Source organism: Rickettsia slovaca 13-B, from assembly GCF_000237845.1.
Lineage (GTDB): Bacteria > Pseudomonadota > Alphaproteobacteria > Rickettsiales > Rickettsiaceae > Rickettsia > Rickettsia rickettsii.
On record NC_016639.1, the window covers coordinates 999,658 to 1,021,643 of the forward strand.

Below are 21,986 nucleotides of genomic sequence, written 5' to 3' on the forward strand. Positions count from 1 at the left end.
TCGCAATGACAAAAAAATGAGCCACGGTATGACATTTTAAGAAAGCATAGTCCGTAATTTCTCAAGTACTTCTTGAGCGTGATTTTTAGCATTTACTGACCGCCAAATATGCTTAACTATGCCTTCCTTATCAAGTAAAAACGTAGCTCTATCAATACCCATATATTTTTTACCGAACATTGACTTTTCTATCCATACCCCTAATTGTTCGCATAAATTTGAATTTGCATCAGAGGCTAAATCAAATCCTAAACTATATTTTTCTTTAAATTTATCATGAGAGTCAAGCTTATCTTTGGATACTCCGATAATTACCGTATTAAGTTTATCGAATTCCGGTTTTAGCTTGTTAAAATCTTGTGCTTCAATAGTACATCCAGGTGTATCGTCTTTCGGATAAAAATATAATATTACGAATTTTCCTTTTAAATCCGATAGTTTAATTACGTTATCTTGACCTATGTGTAAAGATAAATCAGGAAGTTTTTTTCCTAGTTCTAATGTCATAACACCCTCAAATTTATTTGATACAATAACTATATAGTCAATATGTACTTTTTAAAATTGCTTTTTATAATTATATTATTTATGATACCGGTATATAATACTTAAGTTTAATTTTTATTAACTATTTCAATAAAGAGGTTTTATAAGAACTATAAGTGAAGCACTTGAAGAATTACATTAAAATCTTAAGGACTCTGCTAAAATTATTACTGTCGATTTTAATAAAAAATGTCATGAAGTAGCAGATAAATTATCCGTCAAAATTAATGATAATGATTTAGAGGAATATGCTAAGGATAGTAAAGACCATTCTTTAGAAACTATAAAAGCGCAATATAAAAATTTAACGAAAGAGTTACAGGATTATCAGAAAATTAAAGATGATAAAGTGGAAGAATATAGACAGACTCTTGTGAAAAACTTGATGATTTAAGTAAGAAAGTTGAACAATATAATAATAAACATAAATAATTGGAGAATATAATGAAAAAATTTTTAATAACATTAGGTGCTACCGCTACTTTATTATTAACACCTAGTATTTTTGCAGATTTGCCTACCAAGGATGAAACAAAAGCAAATGAAGTGCAAACTGCAGAAGTCGCTACAAGCAGTACAAAAACAATTACCGAAAACTTACAGGAATTAAAAGACAATTTAACAAACCTAGCACAAACGGGAGCCGATAAATTTAATCAGACCTTAAGCAATACTTATGATCAGATAGCCCAAAGCGTTACAGAGATAAAAAAGAATGTGAAAGATCAGAAAGATAAAAAAGGTGAAGAACTGCAAAAATCTATAGATGCTGTAAAAGCAAAAATGGAAGCTTATAAAAAAGCAGGCAGCAAGAAGCAAGAAAAAATACGTCAGCACCTAGTGGATAAATTAGAAGAGCTAAATAAAAATATTAACGAATATAATAACGATAAAGAAAAAGCAAATTCGTAATTTTTTAATGTCATTGCGAGGAGATGCGTAGCATCGACGCGGCAATCTCATTAAGTAGGATCAACTTCTGAGATTGCTTCGTCGAAACTTATAGTTTCTCCTCGCAATGACTGCAGACAATATACCCTTAAAAACCGGTATTATTTATGACTATTACCAAAGCAAAAATTGCAGCTATGTTAAGCTCTAAATTGGGTTTTTCAAATAATTTATGCGAGGAAATAGTTCATACGGTTTTTTCTAATATTTTAGAAATAGCAAAAGAGCAAAAATTAACTTTAAAGAATTTTGGTAGCTTTGAGGTGAAACAAAAAAATCCACGTCCCGGAATAAATTTTCATACCAAAGCACCGGTAATTATAGAATCAAAAAAGCATTTACGTTTTGTCCCTTCTTCTAAATTAAAAGCTTTAATTAATGAATCTACTCGATGAACTTCGTTATAATTTGTTGGCTTGTTGTATGTCTCGGAAAATGCTTTTTATGTCATTCCCGCGAAAGCAGGAATCCAGTAAAACCTATAAAAAACTTGTTTTTTTAGGTTTATTGTGTCAATAATGTGTATCAATATTAAGGTTATTTTTGGGACTCCCGCCTACGCGGGAATGACATAAAACGAGCCATGCAACAAAATCTGTATTCGGAGTATATGACAAACAATAAGCTAACAAAAAAATATTATTCTGCTAGTGAAGTGATTAAGCATTTAAATATTGCTTTACATCAATTAAGATATCTAGAGACAAAAAACCCTGATTTATCTAATTATAAAATAAATAATAGAAAATATTATACTGCTAATGATATTGATCTACTCCAAAAATCTTTAAATAAAGATATTACATCTCTTTCTACCGCTAGAATCGATATATTACTTACCAATTTCCATAATTTGTCTCTTCAAATAAAAAAAATTCTTGCCGATTCCTCGATGACGTGCGTATAGTACTTGTCATATCACGTTTTAAAGAAAAGAAAGGAACATATTATGACAATAAGACAAATGGTAAAGCCAGTAATTATAGGTATATCTGGTCCTGAATTAACCGATGCCGAAAGAGAATTATTTGAAGAGCATAATCCTTTAGGTGTAGTTTTATTCCGTCGTAATATTAGAAAGAATGATAACGGTGCGCAGGCTAAAGAAGCCCTTATTAAGCTTATTGCAGATATAAAAGAAGTATTAGGGGAAAATACTATCATCTCTATAGATCAAGAAGGCGGTAGGGTACAAAGGCTTATAGCACCGACTTTTTATGACGCTCCGGCTGCTCAAACTTTTACTGATCCCCAAGCATGTAAACAAAATTATAGTGATATTGCGAAAGAGCTGCGAGAAGTAGGCATTAATCTAGATTTTGCACCGGTAGCGGATTTGCTCCACGAAGGAGCAGACAAGATAGTCGGCGATAGAAGTTTCGGCGGGGAGCCGGAAGTAGTCGTGCCTTTATGTTTAGCTGCTATAGACGGATTACAAGAAGAGAAAGTCGGGGCTTGTATAAAACATATTCCGGGCCATGGTAGAGCTACGGTGGATAGCCATAAAAAATTACCGATTGTCGATGTTGATATAGAAGAGTTAGCAAAAACAGACTTTAAAGTATTTAAGGAGCTCGCGAAGCACGATAATATTAAACTTGCTATGACGGCACATATAATTTATAAAGCTCTTGATCCTGAGAATCCTGCCACCCTATCAAAAAAAGTGATAGACTATATTAAAAATAATATCGGCTTTAAAGGGCTTATTATTTCCGATGCAATAGATATGAAAGCTTTAAGCGGTAGTATGGCAGATGTGACCAAAGAAGTTTTAGATGCAGGCGTAGATATAGTGCTTGAATGTACCGGAGAATTTAACAAAATGTCTGAAGTTCTATGTAGTGTTTCGGAAAGTTCTATAGATAAATTTTCTGACTTGTTTATTGCGTAATGCTATTATTCATTTAATGTCATACCGCGGCTCGACCGCGGTATCTTAGGACACAGTCTGTGATGTAAGATCCCGTGGTCATAAAGCCACGGGATGACAACAGAACTGCACAACGGCAGGTATTTAGCCGTAAAATGGCTATTAAGGAACTTATCCAATTAATCTAAGTTAAAATTAATTAAACAATTATATTGAAAAAATTTATTTTTACTATTAATCTGTTTTTTAATTTTTAGTTAAAGAATTAATTTTATAAATTACTTGAATAGTGTTATGAACAGTCTTGTGGATTTAAGTTCTAAAAGCTATAGGTAATATTTACTAAGAATAGAGATATAGAGAATTTTAGGTAGCAGGAGGGGATTTGATTTGTGATATTATTAATCTGCTTAAAGAAGATTTAAATAAAGCAGATATAGAAAATGAGATATATATGCGTCTTAAAGACCCTTATTCTGTTTTAAAAAAGATGAAAAGGAAAGAAGTGCCGATTGATGCATTGAAAGACTTAATTGCATGTAGGATTATAGTTAAATCTAAAGCTCTATGCTATAATGCTTTGGACATAGTTAAGAGTTCTCCGCATTTAGATTGGTTATACACCAAAGATTATATCAATAGACCAAAAAGTAACGGCTATCAGTCTCTTCATAATATAATGCAGCTTTTACACTCTAAACGTAATTTTGAAATACAGATAAGAAGTGAAAGTATGCATAAAGATGCCGAGCTTGGTAGAGCAGCTCATTTAAATTATAAAGAAGAACAAGACCGTCATTTGCAAAAAGTTTTTGACGTTACTAATGACACGATACTTTCTAAAGCACGTCAAATGGTGAAACAATTTGAAGGATTTGAAGAGCAAATTGTAGAATATGAAAAAGAAATTATGCGTATTTGGCATACTAAATACGACGAAATGCTAAAATGGGCAAATACTGCTGAAGTGCTAATATTTAACAAAGATTAGTGGGATAATTAGTTCGTCATCCCGTGACTTGGACCACGGGATCCAGTGCTTGGTGTCATACTACGAGCTTGTAGCGGTATCCATCTAAAAAAATCAAAAATGTATACTTATTAAGTTATTTTTTTTGGATCCCGCGGTCAAGCCACGGGATGACACTGATAAGGCATAACGCCAATGTGGTAAAAATATAACATGTGGTAAAAATATAACATTTATTAAAACTTTATAAAAAAACTATAGCGATGCTTGTAATTATATACAATATATAGTATGCTCAGCTCGTAGTTTAGAAACTATTGAAACAAAATATTAGGTTATTTCCTTATCAAATGTGGGATATCTTGACTCACGTTTGATTGTTTTAATACTAGGTACTAAATTTTAACTTAAATATAGGACAAAAATTATGGCTCAAAAACCAAATTTTCTAAAAAAATTAATTTCCGCAGGGTTGGTAACTGCTTCTACAGCTACCATAGTAGCCAGTTTTGCAGGTTCAGCTATGGGTGCTGCTATACAGCAGAATAGAACAACAAACGGAGTTGCTACAACTGTTGATGGTGCGGGATTTGACCAAACTGCAGTTCCTGCAAATGTTGCAGTTGCTCTAAATGCAGTTATTACTGCTAATGCTCATAAGGGTATTAATTTAAATACTCCAGCCGGTAGTTTTAACGGTTTGTTTTTAGATACTGCAAACAATTTAGCAGTGACAGTGAGTGAAGATACTACCTTAGGGTTCATCACTAATGTTGTTAATAACGCTAACTTCTTTAACCTTACGCTTAATGCCGGTAAAACTCTTACTATAACAGGTCAAGGTATTACTAATGCACAAGCTGCTGCTACAAAAAATGCTCAAAATGTTGTTGTACAATGTAATAATGGTGCTGCTATTGGCAATAATGATCTTAAAGGTGTAGGAAGCATAGACTTCGGTGCTGCGGCTTCTACATTAGTATTTAATTTAGCAAATCCTACAACTCAAAAAGCTCCTCTTATACTTGGAGATAATGCTTTAATAGTTAATGGTGCTAACGGTACATTAAATGTTACTAATGGATTTATTCAAGTTTCAAGTAAAAGTTTTGCTACTGTTAATGCAATTAATATCGGTGACGGTCAAGGTATCATGTTCAATACTGATGCTAATAATGCTAATGCTTTAAATTTACAAGCAGGTGGTACTACTATTAATTTTAATGGAACAGACGGTACGGGTAGATTAGTATTATTAAGTAAGAATGCTGCTGCTACCGACTTTAACGTTACAGGAAGTTTAGGCGGTAATCTAAAAGGTATTATCGAATTTAACACTGTTGCAGTAGACGGTCAACTTAAAGCTAATGCAGGCCCTGCTAATGCAGTAATAGGTACTAATAATGGCGCAGGTAGAGCTGCAGGATTTGTTGTTAGCGTAGATAATGGTAAGGTAGCAACAATCGATGGACAAGTTTATGCTAAAGACATGGTTATACAAAGTGCTAATGCAGCTGGACAAGTAAATTTTAGACACATAGTTGACGTTGGTACAGACGGTACTACTGCCTTTAAAACAGCAGCTTCTAAAGTTGCAATAACCCAAAACTCAAACTTTGGTAATACTGATTTCGGTAATCTTGCAGCACAGATTACAGTTCCTAATACTATGACCCTTACCGGTAATTTTACAGGTGATGCTAGCAATCCCGGTAACACTGCAGGTGTGATAACTTTTGATGCTAACGGTACTTTAGCAAGTGCTAGTGCAGATGCAAATGTTGCGGTGACAAATAATATTACAGCAATTGAAGCATCAGGTGCCGGAGTTGTCCAATTATCAGGAACACATGCTGCCGAGTTACGTTTAGGAAATGCCGGTTCTATCTTTAAACTTGCTGACGGTACAGTTATAAACGGTAAAGTTAACCAAACTGCTCTTGTCGCCGGTGTTCTTGCAGCCGGTGCTATTACCTTAGACGGTAGTGCTACAATTACCGGCGATATAGGGAACGCTGGTGGTGCTGCTGCGTTACAAGGCATTACTTTAGCTAACGATGCTACAAAAACATTAACACTTGGTGGAGCAAATATTATCGGTGCTAATGGTGGAACGATTGATTTCCAAGCTAACGGTGGTACTATTAAATTAACAAGCACTCAAAATAATATTGTAGTTGATTTTGATTTAGCTATAACTACTGATCAAACAGGCGTTGTTGATGCGAGTAGCCTAACAAATGCTCAAACTTTAACTATTAACGGTAAAATCGGTACTATTGGAGCTAATAATAAAACTCTTGGACAATTTAATATTGGCTCAAGTAAAACAGCTTTAAGTAACGGTAATGTTGCTATTAACGAGTTAGTTATTGGAAATAACGGTGCAGTACAATTCGCTCATAATACTTATTTAATAACAAGAACTACAAATGCTGCCGGTCAAGGTAAAATAATATTTAATCCTGTTGTAAATAATAATACAACTCTTGCAGCCGGTACAAATTTAGGTAGTGCTACAAATCCACTTGCAGAAATTAATTTTGGATCTAAAGGGGTTAATGTTGATACTGTATTAAATGTTGGTGAAGGTGTAAATTTATATGCTACTAATATTACTACTACCGATGCTAACGTAGGTTCTTTCATCTTTAATGCCGGTGGAACAAATATAGTAAGCGGTACAGTCGGTGGACAGCAAGGTAATAAGTTTAATACTGTAGCATTAGATAACGGTACTACTGTTAAGTTCTTAGGTAATGCAACATTTAACGGTAACACTACAATTGCAGCTAATTCTACCTTACAAATCGGTGGTAACTATACTGCAGACTTTGTTGCATCTGCCGATGGTACCGGTATAGTAGAATTCGTTAACACCGGTCCTATTACCGTAACATTAAACAAACAAGCTGCACCTGTTAATGCTTTAAAACAAATAACGGTTTCTGGTCCCGGTAACGTAGTGATTAATGAGATAGGTAATGCAGGTAATTATCATGGTGCCGTGACTGATACGATTGCTTTTGAAAATTCAAGTGTAGGTGCAGTTGTATTCTTACCTAGAGGCATTCCATTCAATGATGCAGGCAACATAATTCCTTTAACAATTAAAAGTACCGTAGGTAATAAAACAGCTACAGGTTTTGATGTTCCTAGCGTGATTGTTTTAGGTGTTGATAGTGTCATCGCTGACGGTCAAGTAATCGGTGATCAAAATAATATCGTAGGTCTAGGTCTTGGAAGCGATAACGACATAATCGTTAATGCTACTACATTATATGCAGGTATCGGTACTATAAACAATAATCAAGGTACTGTCACACTTAGCGGTGGTATTCCTAATACCCCTGGTACAGTTTATGGCTTAGGCACAGGTATTAGCCCTTCAAAGTTCAAGCAAGTAACGTTTACTACAGACTATAACAACTTAGGTAATATTATTGCAACTAACGCAACAATTAATGACGGTGTAACTGTTACTACAGGCGGTATAGCCGGAACAAGTTTTAACGGTAAAATTACTCTTGGAAGTGTTAACGGTAACGGTAATGTAAGATTTGCTGACGGTATATTGTCTAATTCTACAAGTATGATTGGTACTACTAAAGCTAATAATGGTACTGTAACTTATTTAGGTAATGCATTAGTCGGTAATATAGGTGATTCAGATACTCCTGTAGCTTCTGTTAGATTTACAGGTAGTGATGGTAATGCAAGATTACAAGGAAATATTTATTCACAAGTCATAGACTTTGGTACTTATAACTTAGATATTTTAAATTCTAATGTAATTTTAGGCGGCGGTACTACTGCTATTAACGGTAAAATCAATCTTCTTACAAATACTTTAACATTTGCAAGTGGTACTTCAACATGGGGAAACAATACTTCTATTGAAACTACTTTAACATTAGCAAACGGTAATATAGGTCACATCGTTATCTTGGAAGGTGCACAAGTTAATGCAACAACCACAGGAACTACAACCATTAAAGTACAAGATAATGCCAATGCAAATTTCAGTGGTACACAAACTTATACTTTAATCCAAGGTGGTGCTAGATTTAACGGTACTTTAGGAGGTCCCAACTTTGCTGTAACCGGAAATAATCGTTTCGTAAATTACGGTTTAATACGTGCTGCTAACCAAGATTATGTAATAACACGTACTAACAATGCAGAAAACGTAGTTACTAATGATATCGCAAATAGTCCGTTTGGAGGTGCACCGGGTGTAGGTCAGAACGTTACAACATTTGTAAATGCAACTAATACTGCAGCATATAATAATCTTCTTTTAGCTAAAAATAGTGCTAATTCTGCTAACTTTGTTGGAGCTATCGTTACCGATACAAGTGCGGCCATAACTAATGCACAATTAGAGGTAGCTAAAGATATCCAAGCTCAACTTGGTAACAGATTAGGTGCTCTTAGATATTTAGGTACTCCTGAAACTGCTGAAATGGCTGGACCTGAAGCTGGAGCAATACCGGCTGCGGTTGCTGCAGGTGACGAGGCTGTTGATAATGTAGCTTACGGTATATGGGCAAAACCTTTCTATACTGATGCACATCAAAGTAAGAAAGGTGGTTTAGCTGGTTATAAAGCTAAAACCACCGGTGTCGTAATCGGTTTAGATACGCTAGCTAACGATAACTTAATGATCGGTGCTGCTATCGGTATCACTAAAACTGATATAAAACACCAAGATTATAAGAAAGGTGATAAAACCGACGTTAACGGTTTCTCATTCTCTCTATATGGTGCCCAGCAGCTTGTTAAGAACTTCTTTGCTCAAGGTAGTGCAATATTTAGCTTAAACCAAGTGAAGAACAAAAGTCAGCGTTACTTCTTCGATGCTAACGGTAATATGAGCAAGCAAATTGCTGCCGGTCATTACGATAACATGACATTCGGTGGTAACTTAACAGTCGGTTATGATTACAATGCAATGCAAGGTGTGTTAGTAACTCCAATGGCAGGACTTAGCTACTTAAAGTCTTCTGACGAAAACTACAAAGAAACCGGTACAACAGTTGCAAACAAGCAAGTTAACAGCAAATTTAGCGATAGAACCGATTTAATAGTAGGTGCTAAAGTAGCCGGCAGTACTATGAACATAACTGATCTTGCGGTATATCCGGAAGTTCACGCTTTTGTGGTTCACAAAGTAACCGGTAGATTATCTAAAACTCAGTCTGTATTAGACGGACAAGTTACTCCGTGTATCAGCCAGCCTGACAGAACCGCTAAAACATCTTATAATTTAGGTTTAAGTGCAAGCATAAGATCTGATGCTAAGATGGAGTACGGAATCGGTTACGATGCTCAGATTTCAAGTAAATATACTGCACATCAAGGTACTCTAAAAGTCCGTGTAAACTTCTAATCGCTCCCGATTAGCCGGTTTATAAGTTCCTCAAGAAAAAAGCCCTCTTTGAAAAAAGGGGGCTTTGTTTGTTCTTTCTTCCCGCCTACATGCCTTGTTGCATGGCTCAAAACCTATTACATCCCCGCGTAGGCAGGGATCCAGAAAAAAGCGAGATAAATCGAGCTTTTAATTTTACAAACTTATTGTGTATAATCTTTAAATTACTGGAGTCCCGCTTTCGCGGGAAGGACATAAACGAGCCATACAACAACCCTCCGCCTATGCGAGAATGACATCACCTACTTTTCCACCCCGTGCAATACCTTCACTAACCTCAAATTTTATTGACTTCTAGTCGAAAAGATATAAATTTTTACAGCTAAGAATTTAAAATTAATAAATATTATGAAAAAAATATATATTAGTGATTATTATGCTTCTAATAAGCGGAAGTATATTTGTTCAAAGTCAAATATCCAATTTAGTTGTACCGGTTAGCTATTTTATAAATCATGTATCCCAATTGGAAAAACTAAAGGAAAATCTTAATAAATATAAGCAATCTAGTGTAGCAGGGGTAAGTGGTATGGGTAAAACGCAGCTTGCTAGAATGTACGCTTATGAAAATAAAGATAACTATAACATAATTTGGTTGATTGATTGTAATCTAAATATAGAGCCGCAATTACTCAAATTATCTAAAACTATTAATACCGAGGTAAAATCACCGGTGATTTCAGAAGATATGGCAGTGATGAAGAAAGATTTAATGGTTTATCTAGTAAGTAAAGATAAATGGTTATTGGTGTTTGATAATTTAAAAATAGGCGAGAATAAGAAAATATAGGATTTTATTAATTGGGAGTATAAAGGTAATATTATATTTTGTACCCAAGACGATGAATTATTATCTAACATAATCAAAGCAAACGCTTTCACTAAGCCGGAAGCTGCATTACTTGCAACAAATATATTGGAAAATAAAAATCTGGAATTAATAAATTGTTTGACTCAAGCATTTGGAGGTTATCCGATTCTCATAGTTCAAGGAGCACAAATATTAAATCAAATACAAGGTTTAAACTTAGAGAAATACAAGAAAAAGATAAAAGCCTCTAAGGATAAAATTGAGCTAAATATAAAACTTGTTAGCAATGAATTAAAGCCTAGTGCCAAGAGATTACTAGATGGGATAGCATTGGTTAATAATCAAAGTGTTTCAAAAGAATTATTAAATTCTATTACTGAAGATAAGCATAGTCTAGATGATGATATTTATCAGTTTTCTAAATTTGCTTTGATCTCTAATATTGAACCTAATGAAGTTAATCCGATATTTGAAATGCATGATGGAAAAAATATTACAAATAAATGGAGATAAAGATCTTTTAAATTCTATGCCTAAAAGTTTAGTAAAGGGGCGTATTTTTAGAAATGCTAAAACTATACCGGATTAATTACAAAAAATGCAGAAAAATACGATATATCAATATATAAAATTTTAGAGTTATAAATTTATTAATACAATATGCTAATTCTTCCGATTTATATAACTCAAAAAAATTAGTAAATTGGTTTGATAAAAACGATCAAAAAGGTAAATTTAAATTATGGACAATGAATAATGAAGAAAAATTTGCTTATGCTGCATATTTAGGACGCATAGGGTGGTATTATAGAACTTGGTCAGATCCTAAAAAGCAATTGAATAGATACGAAAGCTAAGCAGGTATTTGATGAAGTGAAAGTATATGATTCCATAAAATGTAATGTAGTTTTCGGTTCGGCTATATCCAATATTCAGCTAGGAAATCTAGAAGAAGCAGAAAAAATATCCAAATGATGGAAGATATGTTCAATCAAAATCTAGTAGATCAAACTGACATAGCAACTATATATTATGCAAAAGCTAAATTATTTAATATCCAAGGTAAAAATTATGAAGCATTAAGAAGAATTGACGATACTATAAATGCTTGTATCGAAAACGGGATGAAACCTCAAGATTTATTTCTTACCGGTTCATATCTCATTAAATTAGATGTATTAAATAAATTAGATGTATTAAATAATCTTAAGAAACATCAGGAAGCTCTTTCTTTATTAGAATAAGTATATGATATGAATAAGTCGAGTAAAAAAGAGGAAAATCAAGTATTTGGACGAATTTTTACCCAAAAATCAAGAGCAAAACTAGGTTTAGGTGATGTTACCGAAGCTCTAGAATAAAAAAGCTAAAGCAATTTTTCTTAATGATCCAACTAGACCTAACAAAGAGATTATTATATCACCGGATATAGATTTGGCAAAAACGTTTGTTGCTGAAGGGGATGCACTAGTGTTACTTAATCAAAATGAGGAGGCGGTAGATACTTATGCTACTGCTGAAAATATATATTGGAATAATTATAAAGAAAATATGAAAAATGTGTATGAAATAAGTAATATGTATTTTGCAGCCGCTAAAGCTAGTTGTACTTTACCTAAGAAATTTTGATATGAAAAATTCTGTAATAATCAGATAGAACAATTCGGTGCTGATCATCCGAATAGTATTAAAATTTTAAACCTTAAATGTGATGGTTCAAATTAGCTAGAATTTTTTCTGATTAGTGCAATAAAAAAACCGGACGCGGTAAGAATAATTCCAAGCCAAATAAAGCTTATCGTTGGCTTGTAATATATTTTAGCATGGATTATATCGCCGTCTATATTACTTAAAACTGCGTAAAGATCATATAATAAGTAAGAGTATATATCACTTTCTTGCGATAAACTCTTTTCAACTATATAAAGTCTATTTTCCGGCTTTAATATAGTTATATTACGGCTATTATCCTCAAGCCAAAATTCAGCGATTTGTCTATAATAATTTTTACCTTGAGCAAACTTAATATTTTGCAATGTTACTTTAAATTCGTTAAATGTTTTACTTGTTCCTACTCTGCCGGTAAAATCCATTTCACTTTGTAATAATGTATTCATAGTAATACTAAAACTAATTAGTGCAAAACCAAAATGCCCAAGGATCATACTAGCGTTACTTGCTTTAAGTCTATTTCTACAATAATTAGTTTTAACCAAAAGATAATGAATATTATGAAGCATAAGAAATATAGATGCGATTATAGTTAAAATCGATATAACACTAAATGTTACTTTTAATGATATTAAATAAGTAATTATTAGAGATAATATTAGAATTATAATATGTTTTTTAATAGAGCTTCTGGTAGTAAATAATCCTATGGTACCAAGAATAGGGATAACGAATATAATAAAATTATTAACAAAAAATGTTTCACTAATAATAATAGATTTATCGTCGAATAAAGAGTAAATTGGCGGATAAAGTGTGGCAGCTATTAGCACAATAAGGCTAAGAAGGAGGAATATATTACCGAGGAGTATGGAGTTTCCACAATTCGTCATTGCGAAGCCACGAAAGTGGCTGTGGCAATCTCGGTTAGTTTCCTGAGATTGCTTCGTCAATGCTAATGCATTTCCTCGCAATGATGTGGTAGTATACCACCCAATACTACCAATCCCCATAATCAAAAATATCCCAAGCAAGTATATTCCTCTCTCAGGTGAGAATGCAAAAGAGTGAATTGAGGTAATAAAACCAGAACGTACTAAAAAAGCACTAAATATTACTAATAAAAAAGTAATGATGGATAAAATTACTGTCCAGTTTTGCATACGTCTGGTTTTTGTTGTTACAATTATAGAATGATGGAGCATAATTCCGGATAACCAAGGAAATAGTGAAATATTTTCTACCGGATCAAAAAACCAAAATCCGCCCCAGCCGAGTTCTCTATATGCCCACCAAGAACCAAGGCTAATTCCTATGGTAGTAAATAAGATACCGATATTGGAAAATGTTTTGAGAAGTCTTATGTCATTAATGGATTCCCGCTTTCGCGGGAATGACATAAGTGGGTATGAGAATGACATAGAGGCACAAACAATAGTAAACGGTACTACATAGCTAACATAGCCTAAATAAAGCAGAGGAGGATGGATGCTCAAAGCAATATCTTGTAGCATCGGGTTTAAGCCTAACCCTTCTTTAGGAACGAAAGAAAACACGTTAAAAGGATTGGAGGTAAAGTAAATAAAGCTGCTAAAAAATAATTGTATGGCTGATAGAATAATAATAGATAAAAATTTAAGACGGTTATCTTCAAGTAAAAATATATAACAGCAACTAACGATTTGTAATAAACAAAACCATAATAACATTGAGCCTTCGTGGTTCGACCAACTACCGGCTATTTTATATATTAAAGGTTTTAAAGTACTGGAATTTAAGAAAACATTTTGTAGTGAAAAGTCAGAGATAATAAAAGCATAGACTAGGGTAAAAAAGGCAAGTATAGTACATGAGGCAGCTATGTAGAAGAGGCAAGTAATGAGGTAGTTGTCATTCCCGCGAAAGCGGCAATCCAGTCTATAAAGTAGAGATTTTTTATGGATTCCCGCTTTCGCAGGCATGACATAAAAGACAAAAGACAAACCGATAACCGACAAGTACATCGTTGTTAGTAGTAAAAAATTACCGATTTCACTCACTGCTTATTGTTGCCTCGGTAGTAGGTAATACGGTAATTTTTACGCTATCAATCTTATTGGCAATTTTCTTTAAAATAATTACCTTTAAATTAAATATTTCAATTACTTCCCCTTGATTTGGAATTCTAGCAATTTTATGGATTATTAATCCTGCTATAGTGTTTGCATCTTCATCCGATAAATTCCAATCAAGTTCTCGGTTAATATCTCTAATAGTCGTAGTTCCTTTTATAATGAACTCGGTATTAGACTTCTTGATAATTTCATTATTAAGTCTATCATGTTCATCAGTAATGGGGCCTACGATTTCTTCTATAACATCTTCAAGAGTAATAATACCTAGTAGAGTACCATACTCATCTACAACACAAGCAAAATGATTATTACGTTCTCTAAATGCATGTAGCTGGTCTACTACAAGTGCATTCTCAGGGATAAACCAAGGTGGGGTTAGAAGTTTATTAATATCAACTTTTTTTGCATCATTATTATTTTCGTATAATGCTTTAAGCAAATCTTTTAGATTGAGAATCCCTATTATATTATCTCTATTATCTTGCCACAAAGGTATACGTGTATGAGCACCCGATAATAAAGTTTTAATTATCACTTCATGAGGTAGGTCGATATTAAGGGCTATAATACTACTTCTGTGAGTCATAATTTCCGATACCGTCATATTACGTATATCTAATATCCCGCCGAGCATATTACGATCAGATTTATAAACTCCGCCTTCTTGATGGTAATGCTCAATCACGCCTCTTACTTCTTCCGTTCCTGATATTTGAGGATTTAAATTAATACGAAATATGAAGCAAAATATTTTTGTAATGTAATCAAGAGCAATATTAATAGGTTTGAAAAGCTTTAAAAATATTACGATAGTTGAAGCCATTTTTAATGCTAATTGTTCAGGTTTAGCAACGGCTATTGCTTTCGGTACTACTTCGGCAAAAACAATAATTATAAAAGCCATAACGCCGGAAGCAACAATGGGTCCATTATCTCCAAGAAAGCTAATAAAGAGAGTAGTAGCAATAGTGGTACAAACAGTATTGATTAAACTATTACCTATTAATAAAGTTCCTATGACCTTTTCTTTTTTCTTAAGAACCTCTAAAATTGTTTTAGCACGCTTATTACCGGCGATTTTAAGTTTATGAATCTTCCCTGGGGAAGAAGCGGTAATAGCAGTTTCGGTAGCGGCAAATAAAGCAGATAAGGCGATCATTATTATAATAACGATCACAAGTATGGTAGTCATTCTTTGTTAAAATATAAATTAACTATAAATAATTATATTAGTAATTATAGATTTTGCCTAATGTTTTTTTGTTATCAACGACTCCTTTCAGTATCTTTTGTTTTTCGGCTGTTAATAAGATTGTGAAATTTGTTATTTGTAGATGATGTCTTGCGTGATTCGTGTCCAATCGCTATTGCTTGTTGCTGTATTAATAATGTATTAGCTTGAGCTTTCCTTAAATTTATACCTTGGTCTTTAGATTCTTCAGTAGTTAGAATTTTTTGCCCTTTAGAGAGTTTGATCGCACTATCGCATACGAACACTCCGCAATCATATACATTTTCTTGTTGCTTGGTATTTAGGTCTGTTATTTTTGCATCGGGATAAATTTCGGTAATATATTCTGTTACTTTTGGTCGAGATTCCAATGGCTCACCATAGGGATCATTATACATAAAGTTTATATTACCTTTATCATCTTTACTAGCCATTAAGAGTAACCAATGTTTATGTCCTGTATTTAGTGGTATAATTGCAGGCTTATTATCTAGTATTAAATCCTCTACTGTAACACGAAGAGTATCTTTTAGTATTTCCGGCTCTTCTAAAGAGGCATGATGAAATATAGAGAACATATTCTTATCTATATTTGCTTCCAATATATTTTTTATATCATCTTCAGTGTATAAATAAGTAGGTTGTTTTATATTTCCTGTATTATAAACACCAACTTGATCTTCAGTATTTATAACCAGTGATGATTTTTTTTCAGGTATCTGCTGTTTTGGCTCTATTACTGGTTTGGCTAATTGTTGTTCTGCTTTTAGAGATTCCTTATACATTTCCTGTGGAATTCCTAATTTTTCCCATGGTTTTTGATTATTAGCGGGAGCTTGCTGTTGCGGTGGATTTATAGAAGATGCAACAGTGGTTAGTGGTTCTTCTGTTATTGTCGGCTTTGCTTCCGTAGTTGGAGTTGTTGATTCGTGAGTTTTAGGTTCTTCTTTTTTGCCGAATATTGCTTCTTTAAAACTAGTTATTATATCTTTAAAATAGTTAAAAATTCTTTTAAAAAAACCTTGCGGTTGTGGTTGGTTTGCTTTTGGAGGTTCATATGATATTGTTTGTTCTACTTGTATATCCTTAGGTCTATCATTCATAACTTTCTTTGTATTAATAAAATTAAAGTCAATAGGATTTACCTCAGTTTTACCTAAATCTTTTTGAAATTGCCTAGATATTTGTGATACATATTTTTTTAAGTTTTCAGCAGCATTATTTGCATCTTTTAAGATTTCATTAATTTCGAGTTTCAATCCGTAAATTTGATCTTCAGAGGTAATACCGAATTTAGCAGTGATAAGATTTGTTGCTTCGTCTGCAGAAAGAGGCCAAGTTTCTATAATCACTCTACCGCCTTGATTTTTAGCGTTTTTTATTATTTTATCTAGCTTTTCTTTATCAGGTATTGTACCGGAAAGTAATTGATCAATTTTACGATCAGATACAAGATTGTTAAAAACAGATGTTACTAAACTTATATCCGTAATTGTAGTGGCTTTATCTTTTGGTACTATACCATCGGCTATAGATAAATTTTGATCTGCTTCATTTGTAAAAAAAACATGATCAACTTTTTTCATAATTTGCTTCCAATAAGCTTCTAGTTCAGAATTTTGGGGTAATGAATTATATTGATCAAAAGTAATAGTAGTTTTTATATTTAAATTTTGTAAATTAATTAAATCTTGTACCTGAAAAATGGGTTGTATATTATTGTTATTAAGTTGAATATTAAAAATCGGTGTTTTGCCCTTTTTGTGGGATTCTTGTAAGATCTCCGAAAAAATACGTTCTTTATCGGGTATATGTGATGCTTTATTAACTTCTAGCCGGATAATAGGCAGTTTATTTTGAGTTTCCTGCTTGTTTATTTTCTCTAATATCCGATCTTCATCTCCAAGTAAAAGAGTAAATATAATAGGCTCAGCCATTACTAACCTTTATTAAAAGAATATTGGGTTCTGTGAAAATTTCTAATTGATTTGCTATTTTAAGATATTTTTTAGCAAAAATTATAAGGTTTTTGAAGGAATAGTTATTCATATTTCAAAAAAATCTTATAATTTGCAGCAAAAAAGAGCCAAAATTAAATCTTTTTAGAAATCTTCACAGAACCTACATATAATTATTAGAATTTTTGAGCTTTAAATCAAGCTATATTTAATAATCTGTGCTTTAGCTTATATAATTTATCCATTTTATGTGCTAATTCATGGTTATGTGTTACCATAATAATTGCGGTATTTTGTTCTCTTGCTACTTTTAAAAATAAATTAAATACTTCATTTGTAGTTTTGGGATCTAAATTACCTGTCGGTTCATCTGCTAAAATAATTTTCGGCTTATTAATTAAGCTCCGAGCTATAGCGACCCGTTGTTTTTCTCCTCCCGATAATTCTCCAGGCATATTATAGAGTTTTTTCCCAAGCCCTAAATCATCTAATATCTTTGTTGCATCTTCTATTGCTTCTTTTTGATCAAGACCACTAATAAGCCTTGGCATAATAACATTTTCAAGAGCGGTAAAATCTTTAAGTAAGTGATGTTGTTGATAGATAAAACCTAAATAATGAAGACGAATGAGATGATATTTTTGATACTTGCTATTTGGTATGATGACTTGACCTTTTGTAGGTTTATCAAGCAAGCCGGCAATATGTAGTAAAGTTGATTTGCCGCTACCTGAAGAACCTATTATAGCGATTAATTCACCTTCATTAACCGTTAGATTAAGATCATCTAGTACTCTAACAATAGTTTTGCCTTGGCTGTAATGTTTTGAGATATTTTTTAAAATGAGGACTGTATTATTCATATCTTAGGGCATCCACGGGATTTAATTTTGAGGCTCTATAAGAAGGATAAATTGTTGCAAGAAAACACAATATTATAGATAAAGAGGTAATTAAAATAATATCCTCAGCTCTTACTTTTGAAGGTAAACTATAAAGAAAATAAATAGCTGCCTCGAAAATTTTAGTACCGGTTATACGCTCCAAATAATTCTTGATAGTTTGAATATTATAAGAAAAGGTAACACCAAGGATTACACCTAGTGTTGTGCCAAGTAATCCTATAAACATTCCGTTATAGATAAAAATAAGCATTATTTGCTTAGTGCTTGCTCCCATAGTTCTAAGAATTGCAATATCTGAAGTTTTATCTTTAACAAGCATAAATAAGCTTGAAATAATATTAAATGCGGCAACCGTAATAATTAAAGATAGAATAGTAAACATAGCCGTACGCTCAACAGCAAGAGCACTTAAAAATTGTGAATTTAAGGTTTGCCAATTAAATACATATAGGGTTGGACCTAAGAGTGATTGTATTTTATGTGAATATGTGAGAGCTTTATCGGGATCTAGACTATTAATTTCGATTAAATTAATATCGTTGCCGAGAGATAAGAAATTTTGTGCTGCGGTAAGCGGCATTAATATCGTTGTCAAATCATAATCATACATACCGCTATTGAAAATTGCTATAACTTTAAATTCTTTTGATCTTGGCATACTGCCAAAGGTGGTAGAAACTGAATTATTCGGTGAAATTAATCTAATCTTATCCCCAACGGTTACGCCTAAATTGCTTGCTAATTGTTCTCCGAGTGCTATTACGTTTTTGCCGTGAAAATTATCAAAACTACCAAAATTTACATTTTTAAAAATTTCATTTCTTACACTTAGATCCTTTAATTTCATACCTTTAACAAGCACACCGCTATTATTACTTTTACCAAGAGCCAAAGCTTGACCGTGAGCAATGAATGTTACATGTTTTACATAATCTTGTTTTAGGAGTTTGGCTTTAATCTCTTCATAGTTATCAATACTACCACCTTGCCGATTTATCACTATATCCCCATTTAAGCCGATAATATTTTTAGTAAGCTCTATATGAAAACCGTTCATAACGGACATGACTACTATCAATGCTGCAACGCCGATCATGACGCCCACTAAAGAAAAGGCAGAAATAATAGAAACAAACTTTTCGTTTTTCTTAGCTCTAAAATATCTGAAAGCTATCTTGAAGATAAAATTGTTATTGATCATTTGTTTATTTTTTCTTACATCCGTTTCTAGGTTATTCCTGTGTGAATCAGCTTTTTTGTCATTGTGAACAGCCGTAGGCTGCGTGGCAATCTTATTAAATAATAACAAATTCCTGAGATTGTTTCGTCAACACTTACAGTTTTTCCTCGCAATGACGACACAATTGATGACATAAAGACATCTACACGTTACTAGAAATCTCAAAGACTTTATCATACTTAAATAATTTAGGTAATGTTACTAACCCAAATAGTGTAACACTGGATATAGTAATGCCAAGAGGAGTAAAAGTACCGTTATATAAAAATCCTACTAATTGCAGCCCAAATGCCGTTAAAATCAATCTAGCCACAGTGAAAATAGCCGTCATACGAGCTTTACCGTCCGGAATAGCTTCTAAAAGCAATGGCCATAATATGTTAATCGGATATATCACGCCAAGAGATAATAATAAAGTAACTATTGTTATGGTTAAAGGATTATTAATATTATATACAACTAATATGCTATTGCCTAGTAGGAATAGTATTATAAATATAACTCCAAAATAGAAGCAATTTTTAATACCGAATTTTTTAAAGCAATAACCGCTTGAAAAGCTCATAATTGAGAATAGAGCTGCCATTGCTCCTTGATAAAGTCCGAAATATTCTAAAGTTACACCTAAATCTTGCATATATAAAATAGGAGCAATCCCAATAAATATCCAATATCCTTGTGCAAGAAATATCATTGTAAGTATATAATATATAGCTTTTGGCGATTTGAAGATAGGTATATATTCTTTTAAAGAAATACGTATTTTTTTATTAACTTCTCTTTTTGGAATGAATAATATACCAAGAATTAGGCTGATCAAACCTACTATAAGCAACAAAACAAAATTGCCACGCCAGCCCCAAAATAAATTGACGTAGCTACCTATAACCGGTGCTATTGCCATAGAAAGGGCAATAGTGCCGTTTAAAATGCCCATGAATCTTTGCTGTTCTTGTACCGAATAAATATCGGCAAGAACAATATATACTAGCACTGCAACCGATGATATCCCGCATCCTTGCAAAAATCTTCCAAATAATATAGCTGCATAATTATTTGCAAATACACAAAATAAACTACCAAGATTAAAAATCAGTAAACCGAGTATAATAATCGGTCTGCGTCCGTACCTATCTCCTAAATTACCGACTATAAGCGAAGTAATACAATAAGCAGTTAGATTAACACCAAGTAGTAACTCTGTCATAAAAGTTGAAAGGTTGAATGTATCTTGTATTTCAGGAAAACTTGGAATGAATAAATCTATTTCCGCTCCAGCGAGTATTTCCATGATGATTACGGTAATAATTAATTTCATAATTAATTGTTAGTTTGAGGTTATTTTAGCAAAGTATTATTGAAGCCGAAAGCCTTGCGCGATGTCATCCCTGCGAGGCATTGTTGCATAGATACCAAGTCGTCATTGCGAGCGAACGTTAGTGAGCATGGTAATCTCAGGAATTCTTCCCAAGATTGCTTCATCAATTTATTATTGTAAATTTTCTCGCAATGATGGAAAAACCGATCCACGCAACAACATTTTTGCGGGAATGACATAAATAAGGACGCAGGAATGGCAGCAAAGCCACACAACAAATTAGCTTTCTATATTCTTATAGCTTACAATAATTAGTGTATTGTTTTACTAAAGAAAGAATAAATGAATATTTATGCTCGTCTAGCAATTTTTATTTATCAGGAGTATATACATGACACGATAACAGGAAGACTGAAAGGAAGTGCAAGCAGAAACTTTTAGTAATATATGTTAATAATAATGATTCCTAACATGTGGGACTATTAACAAAATAAATTTTAAAGCTAATTAAATTTATTTTTACTGCAAATTATAAGGCTTTTTTAAAATAGGATTCACACTATTCCTTCAAAACTCTTATTAATTTTCGCTAAAAATTCTTTTTAATTATCAATTAAAATTATTTTGTTAACAGTCCCCTATCAATTTTAAAAATTAATTAAAATATTACTGATTAATTCCTAAAGCTTGTTTTTGAGTATCGGTAGTATTCTCCATTACCCACTTTTGGACATCAGGACTTAACATATTATACTGATCTGCTGTTAAACTAGCAACCCAAGCTTGTTGATCGTCAGTACTCATAGCTTGTATTTGGGTTGTTGTAACTGAAGCTGGGGCAGGCATTTGCATTGATGAAGCAAATACTGAGCTCGCGAAAGTTAGAATTAATAAAATCTTTAATAAATTTTTCATTTTGTAAACCTTTTTTGTTTTGTAATTACGATTATAACAAAGCTACGGCAGC

The 21,986-nt window shown here is 32.8% G+C and carries 18 protein-coding genes; 10 read left to right on the forward strand and 8 right to left on the reverse strand.

Translation table 11 applies throughout. The features are described from left to right. Window positions 1-36 precede the first annotated feature (36 nt). Window positions 37-507, reverse strand: coding sequence for a thioredoxin-dependent thiol peroxidase (gene bcp, locus RSL_RS05520; protein ID WP_004997602.1), 471 nt, complete (start codon window positions 505-507; stop codon window positions 37-39). Between the two features lie 483 nt (window positions 508-990). On the opposite strand from bcp, the gene RSL_RS05525 reads away from it, so the two are divergent. The 10 genes from RSL_RS05525 (at window position 991) to RSL_RS05565 (ending at window position 12,211) form a co-directional block, all read left to right on the forward strand. After that, window positions 991-1,458, forward strand: coding sequence for a hypothetical protein (locus RSL_RS05525; protein ID WP_014273725.1), 468 nt, complete (start codon window positions 991-993; stop codon window positions 1,456-1,458). Window positions 1,459-1,604: 146 nt separating this feature from the next. Next, entirely contained in the window at window positions 1,605-1,892 is a 288-nt protein-coding gene (locus tag RSL_RS05530) for an HU family DNA-binding protein (protein ID WP_004997606.1), read from the forward strand. Window positions 1,893-2,107: 215 nt separating this feature from the next. Next, window positions 2,108-2,404, forward strand: coding sequence for a MerR family transcriptional regulator (locus RSL_RS05535; protein ID WP_014273726.1), 297 nt, complete (start codon window positions 2,108-2,110; stop codon window positions 2,402-2,404). A gap of 42 nt (window positions 2,405-2,446) precedes the next feature. Next, entirely contained in the window at window positions 2,447-3,391 is a 945-nt protein-coding gene (gene nagZ, locus RSL_RS05540) for a beta-N-acetylhexosaminidase (protein ID WP_014273727.1), read from the forward strand. A 364-nt stretch (window positions 3,392-3,755) separates the two neighbouring features. Then, window positions 3,756-4,361, forward strand: coding sequence for a RelA/SpoT-related domain-containing protein (locus tag RSL_RS05545; protein WP_014273728.1), 606 nt, complete (start codon window positions 3,756-3,758; stop codon window positions 4,359-4,361). A gap of 406 nt (window positions 4,362-4,767) precedes the next feature. Beyond that, window positions 4,768-9,732, forward strand: a complete 4,965-nt coding sequence (gene ompB, locus RSL_RS05550) for an outer membrane protein OmpB (RefSeq protein ID WP_014273729.1) — start codon at window positions 4,768-4,770, stop codon at window positions 9,730-9,732. Between the two features lie 505 nt (window positions 9,733-10,237). After that, a complete protein-coding gene (locus tag RSL_RS10170; protein WP_231287684.1) occupies window positions 10,238-10,561 on the forward strand; it encodes an ATP-binding protein in 324 nt (107 codons plus the stop codon). A 126-nt stretch (window positions 10,562-10,687) separates the two neighbouring features. After that, window positions 10,688-11,095 (forward strand): hypothetical protein, encoded by a 408-nt coding sequence (locus tag RSL_RS10175; RefSeq protein WP_231287686.1) that lies wholly within the window; start codon window positions 10,688-10,690, stop codon window positions 11,093-11,095. Window positions 11,096-11,565: 470 nt separating this feature from the next. Beyond that, window positions 11,566-11,826 (forward strand): hypothetical protein, encoded by a 261-nt coding sequence (locus tag RSL_RS05560; RefSeq protein ID WP_233417485.1) that lies wholly within the window; start codon window positions 11,566-11,568, stop codon window positions 11,824-11,826. Between the two features lie 190 nt (window positions 11,827-12,016). Next, a complete protein-coding gene (locus RSL_RS05565; protein WP_014419918.1) occupies window positions 12,017-12,211 on the forward strand; it encodes a hypothetical protein in 195 nt (64 codons plus the stop codon). Between the two features lie 92 nt (window positions 12,212-12,303). Here the strand turns inward: RSL_RS05565 and RSL_RS05570 are convergent, their stop codons facing one another. From RSL_RS05570 to RSL_RS05600, 7 genes are all read right to left on the reverse strand, one after another. Then, window positions 12,304-14,292 (reverse strand): heme lyase CcmF/NrfE family subunit, encoded by a 1,989-nt coding sequence (locus tag RSL_RS05570; protein WP_014273730.1) that lies wholly within the window; start codon window positions 14,290-14,292, stop codon window positions 12,304-12,306. Next, window positions 14,285-15,559 (reverse strand): HlyC/CorC family transporter, encoded by a 1,275-nt coding sequence (locus tag RSL_RS05575; RefSeq protein WP_004997632.1) that lies wholly within the window; start codon window positions 15,557-15,559, stop codon window positions 14,285-14,287. The genes RSL_RS05570 and RSL_RS05575 overlap by 8 nt, the downstream gene beginning before the upstream one ends. A 74-nt stretch (window positions 15,560-15,633) precedes the next feature. Continuing rightward, window positions 15,634-17,535: a Ulp1 family isopeptidase gene (locus RSL_RS05580; protein ID WP_014273732.1), complete on the reverse strand. Its 1,902-nt coding sequence runs from the start codon at window positions 17,533-17,535 to the stop codon at window positions 15,634-15,636. A 218-nt stretch (window positions 17,536-17,753) separates the two neighbouring features. Beyond that, the gene (locus RSL_RS05585) at window positions 17,754-18,419 is read right to left on the reverse strand and encodes an ABC transporter ATP-binding protein (protein WP_014273733.1); all 666 of its coding nucleotides are present in this window, start codon (window positions 18,417-18,419) and stop codon (window positions 17,754-17,756) included. Beyond that, window positions 18,412-19,662: a lipoprotein-releasing ABC transporter permease subunit gene (locus RSL_RS05590; RefSeq protein ID WP_014419919.1), complete on the reverse strand. Its 1,251-nt coding sequence runs from the start codon at window positions 19,660-19,662 to the stop codon at window positions 18,412-18,414. Before RSL_RS05590 ends, RSL_RS05585 begins: the two co-directional genes overlap by 8 nt. 181 nt (window positions 19,663-19,843) lie before the next feature. After that, window positions 19,844-21,019, reverse strand: a complete 1,176-nt coding sequence (locus RSL_RS05595) for a multidrug effflux MFS transporter (protein ID WP_014273735.1) — start codon at window positions 21,017-21,019, stop codon at window positions 19,844-19,846. A 666-nt stretch (window positions 21,020-21,685) separates the two neighbouring features. Further along, window positions 21,686-21,934, reverse strand: a complete 249-nt coding sequence (locus RSL_RS05600) for a DUF2673 domain-containing protein (protein ID WP_004997643.1) — start codon at window positions 21,932-21,934, stop codon at window positions 21,686-21,688. Window positions 21,935-21,986 lie beyond the last annotated feature (52 nt).

Excerpts from the sequence above, each read along its gene's own strand:
- bcp (WP_004997602.1), bottom strand. The coding sequence starts at position 507 with ATGACATTAGAACTAGGAAAAAAACTTCCTGATTTATCTTTACACATA.
- RSL_RS05585 (WP_014273733.1), bottom strand. The coding sequence starts at position 18,419 with ATGAATAATACAGTCCTCATTTTAAAAAATATCTCAAAACATTACAGC.
- RSL_RS05530 (WP_004997606.1), top strand. The coding sequence starts at position 1,605 with ATGACTATTACCAAAGCAAAAATTGCAGCTATGTTAAGCTCTAAATTG.
- RSL_RS05575 (WP_004997632.1), bottom strand. The coding sequence starts at position 15,559 with ATGACTACCATACTTGTGATCGTTATTATAATAATGATCGCCTTATCT.
- nagZ (WP_014273727.1), top strand. The coding sequence starts at position 2,447 with ATGACAATAAGACAAATGGTAAAGCCAGTAATTATAGGTATATCTGGT.
- RSL_RS05580 (WP_014273732.1), bottom strand. The coding sequence starts at position 17,535 with ATGGCTGAGCCTATTATATTTACTCTTTTACTTGGAGATGAAGATCGG.
- RSL_RS05525 (WP_014273725.1), top strand. The coding sequence starts at position 991 with ATGAAAAAATTTTTAATAACATTAGGTGCTACCGCTACTTTATTATTA.
- RSL_RS05535 (WP_014273726.1), top strand. The coding sequence starts at position 2,108 with ATGACAAACAATAAGCTAACAAAAAAATATTATTCTGCTAGTGAAGTG.
- ompB (WP_014273729.1), top strand. The coding sequence starts at position 4,768 with ATGGCTCAAAAACCAAATTTTCTAAAAAAATTAATTTCCGCAGGGTTG.
- RSL_RS05560 (WP_233417485.1), top strand. The coding sequence starts at position 11,566 with ATGTTCAATCAAAATCTAGTAGATCAAACTGACATAGCAACTATATAT.
- RSL_RS05600 (WP_004997643.1), bottom strand. The coding sequence starts at position 21,934 with ATGAAAAATTTATTAAAGATTTTATTAATTCTAACTTTCGCGAGCTCA.
- RSL_RS05595 (WP_014273735.1), bottom strand. The coding sequence starts at position 21,019 with ATGAAATTAATTATTACCGTAATCATCATGGAAATACTCGCTGGAGCG.
- RSL_RS05590 (WP_014419919.1), bottom strand. The coding sequence starts at position 19,662 with ATGATCAATAACAATTTTATCTTCAAGATAGCTTTCAGATATTTTAGA.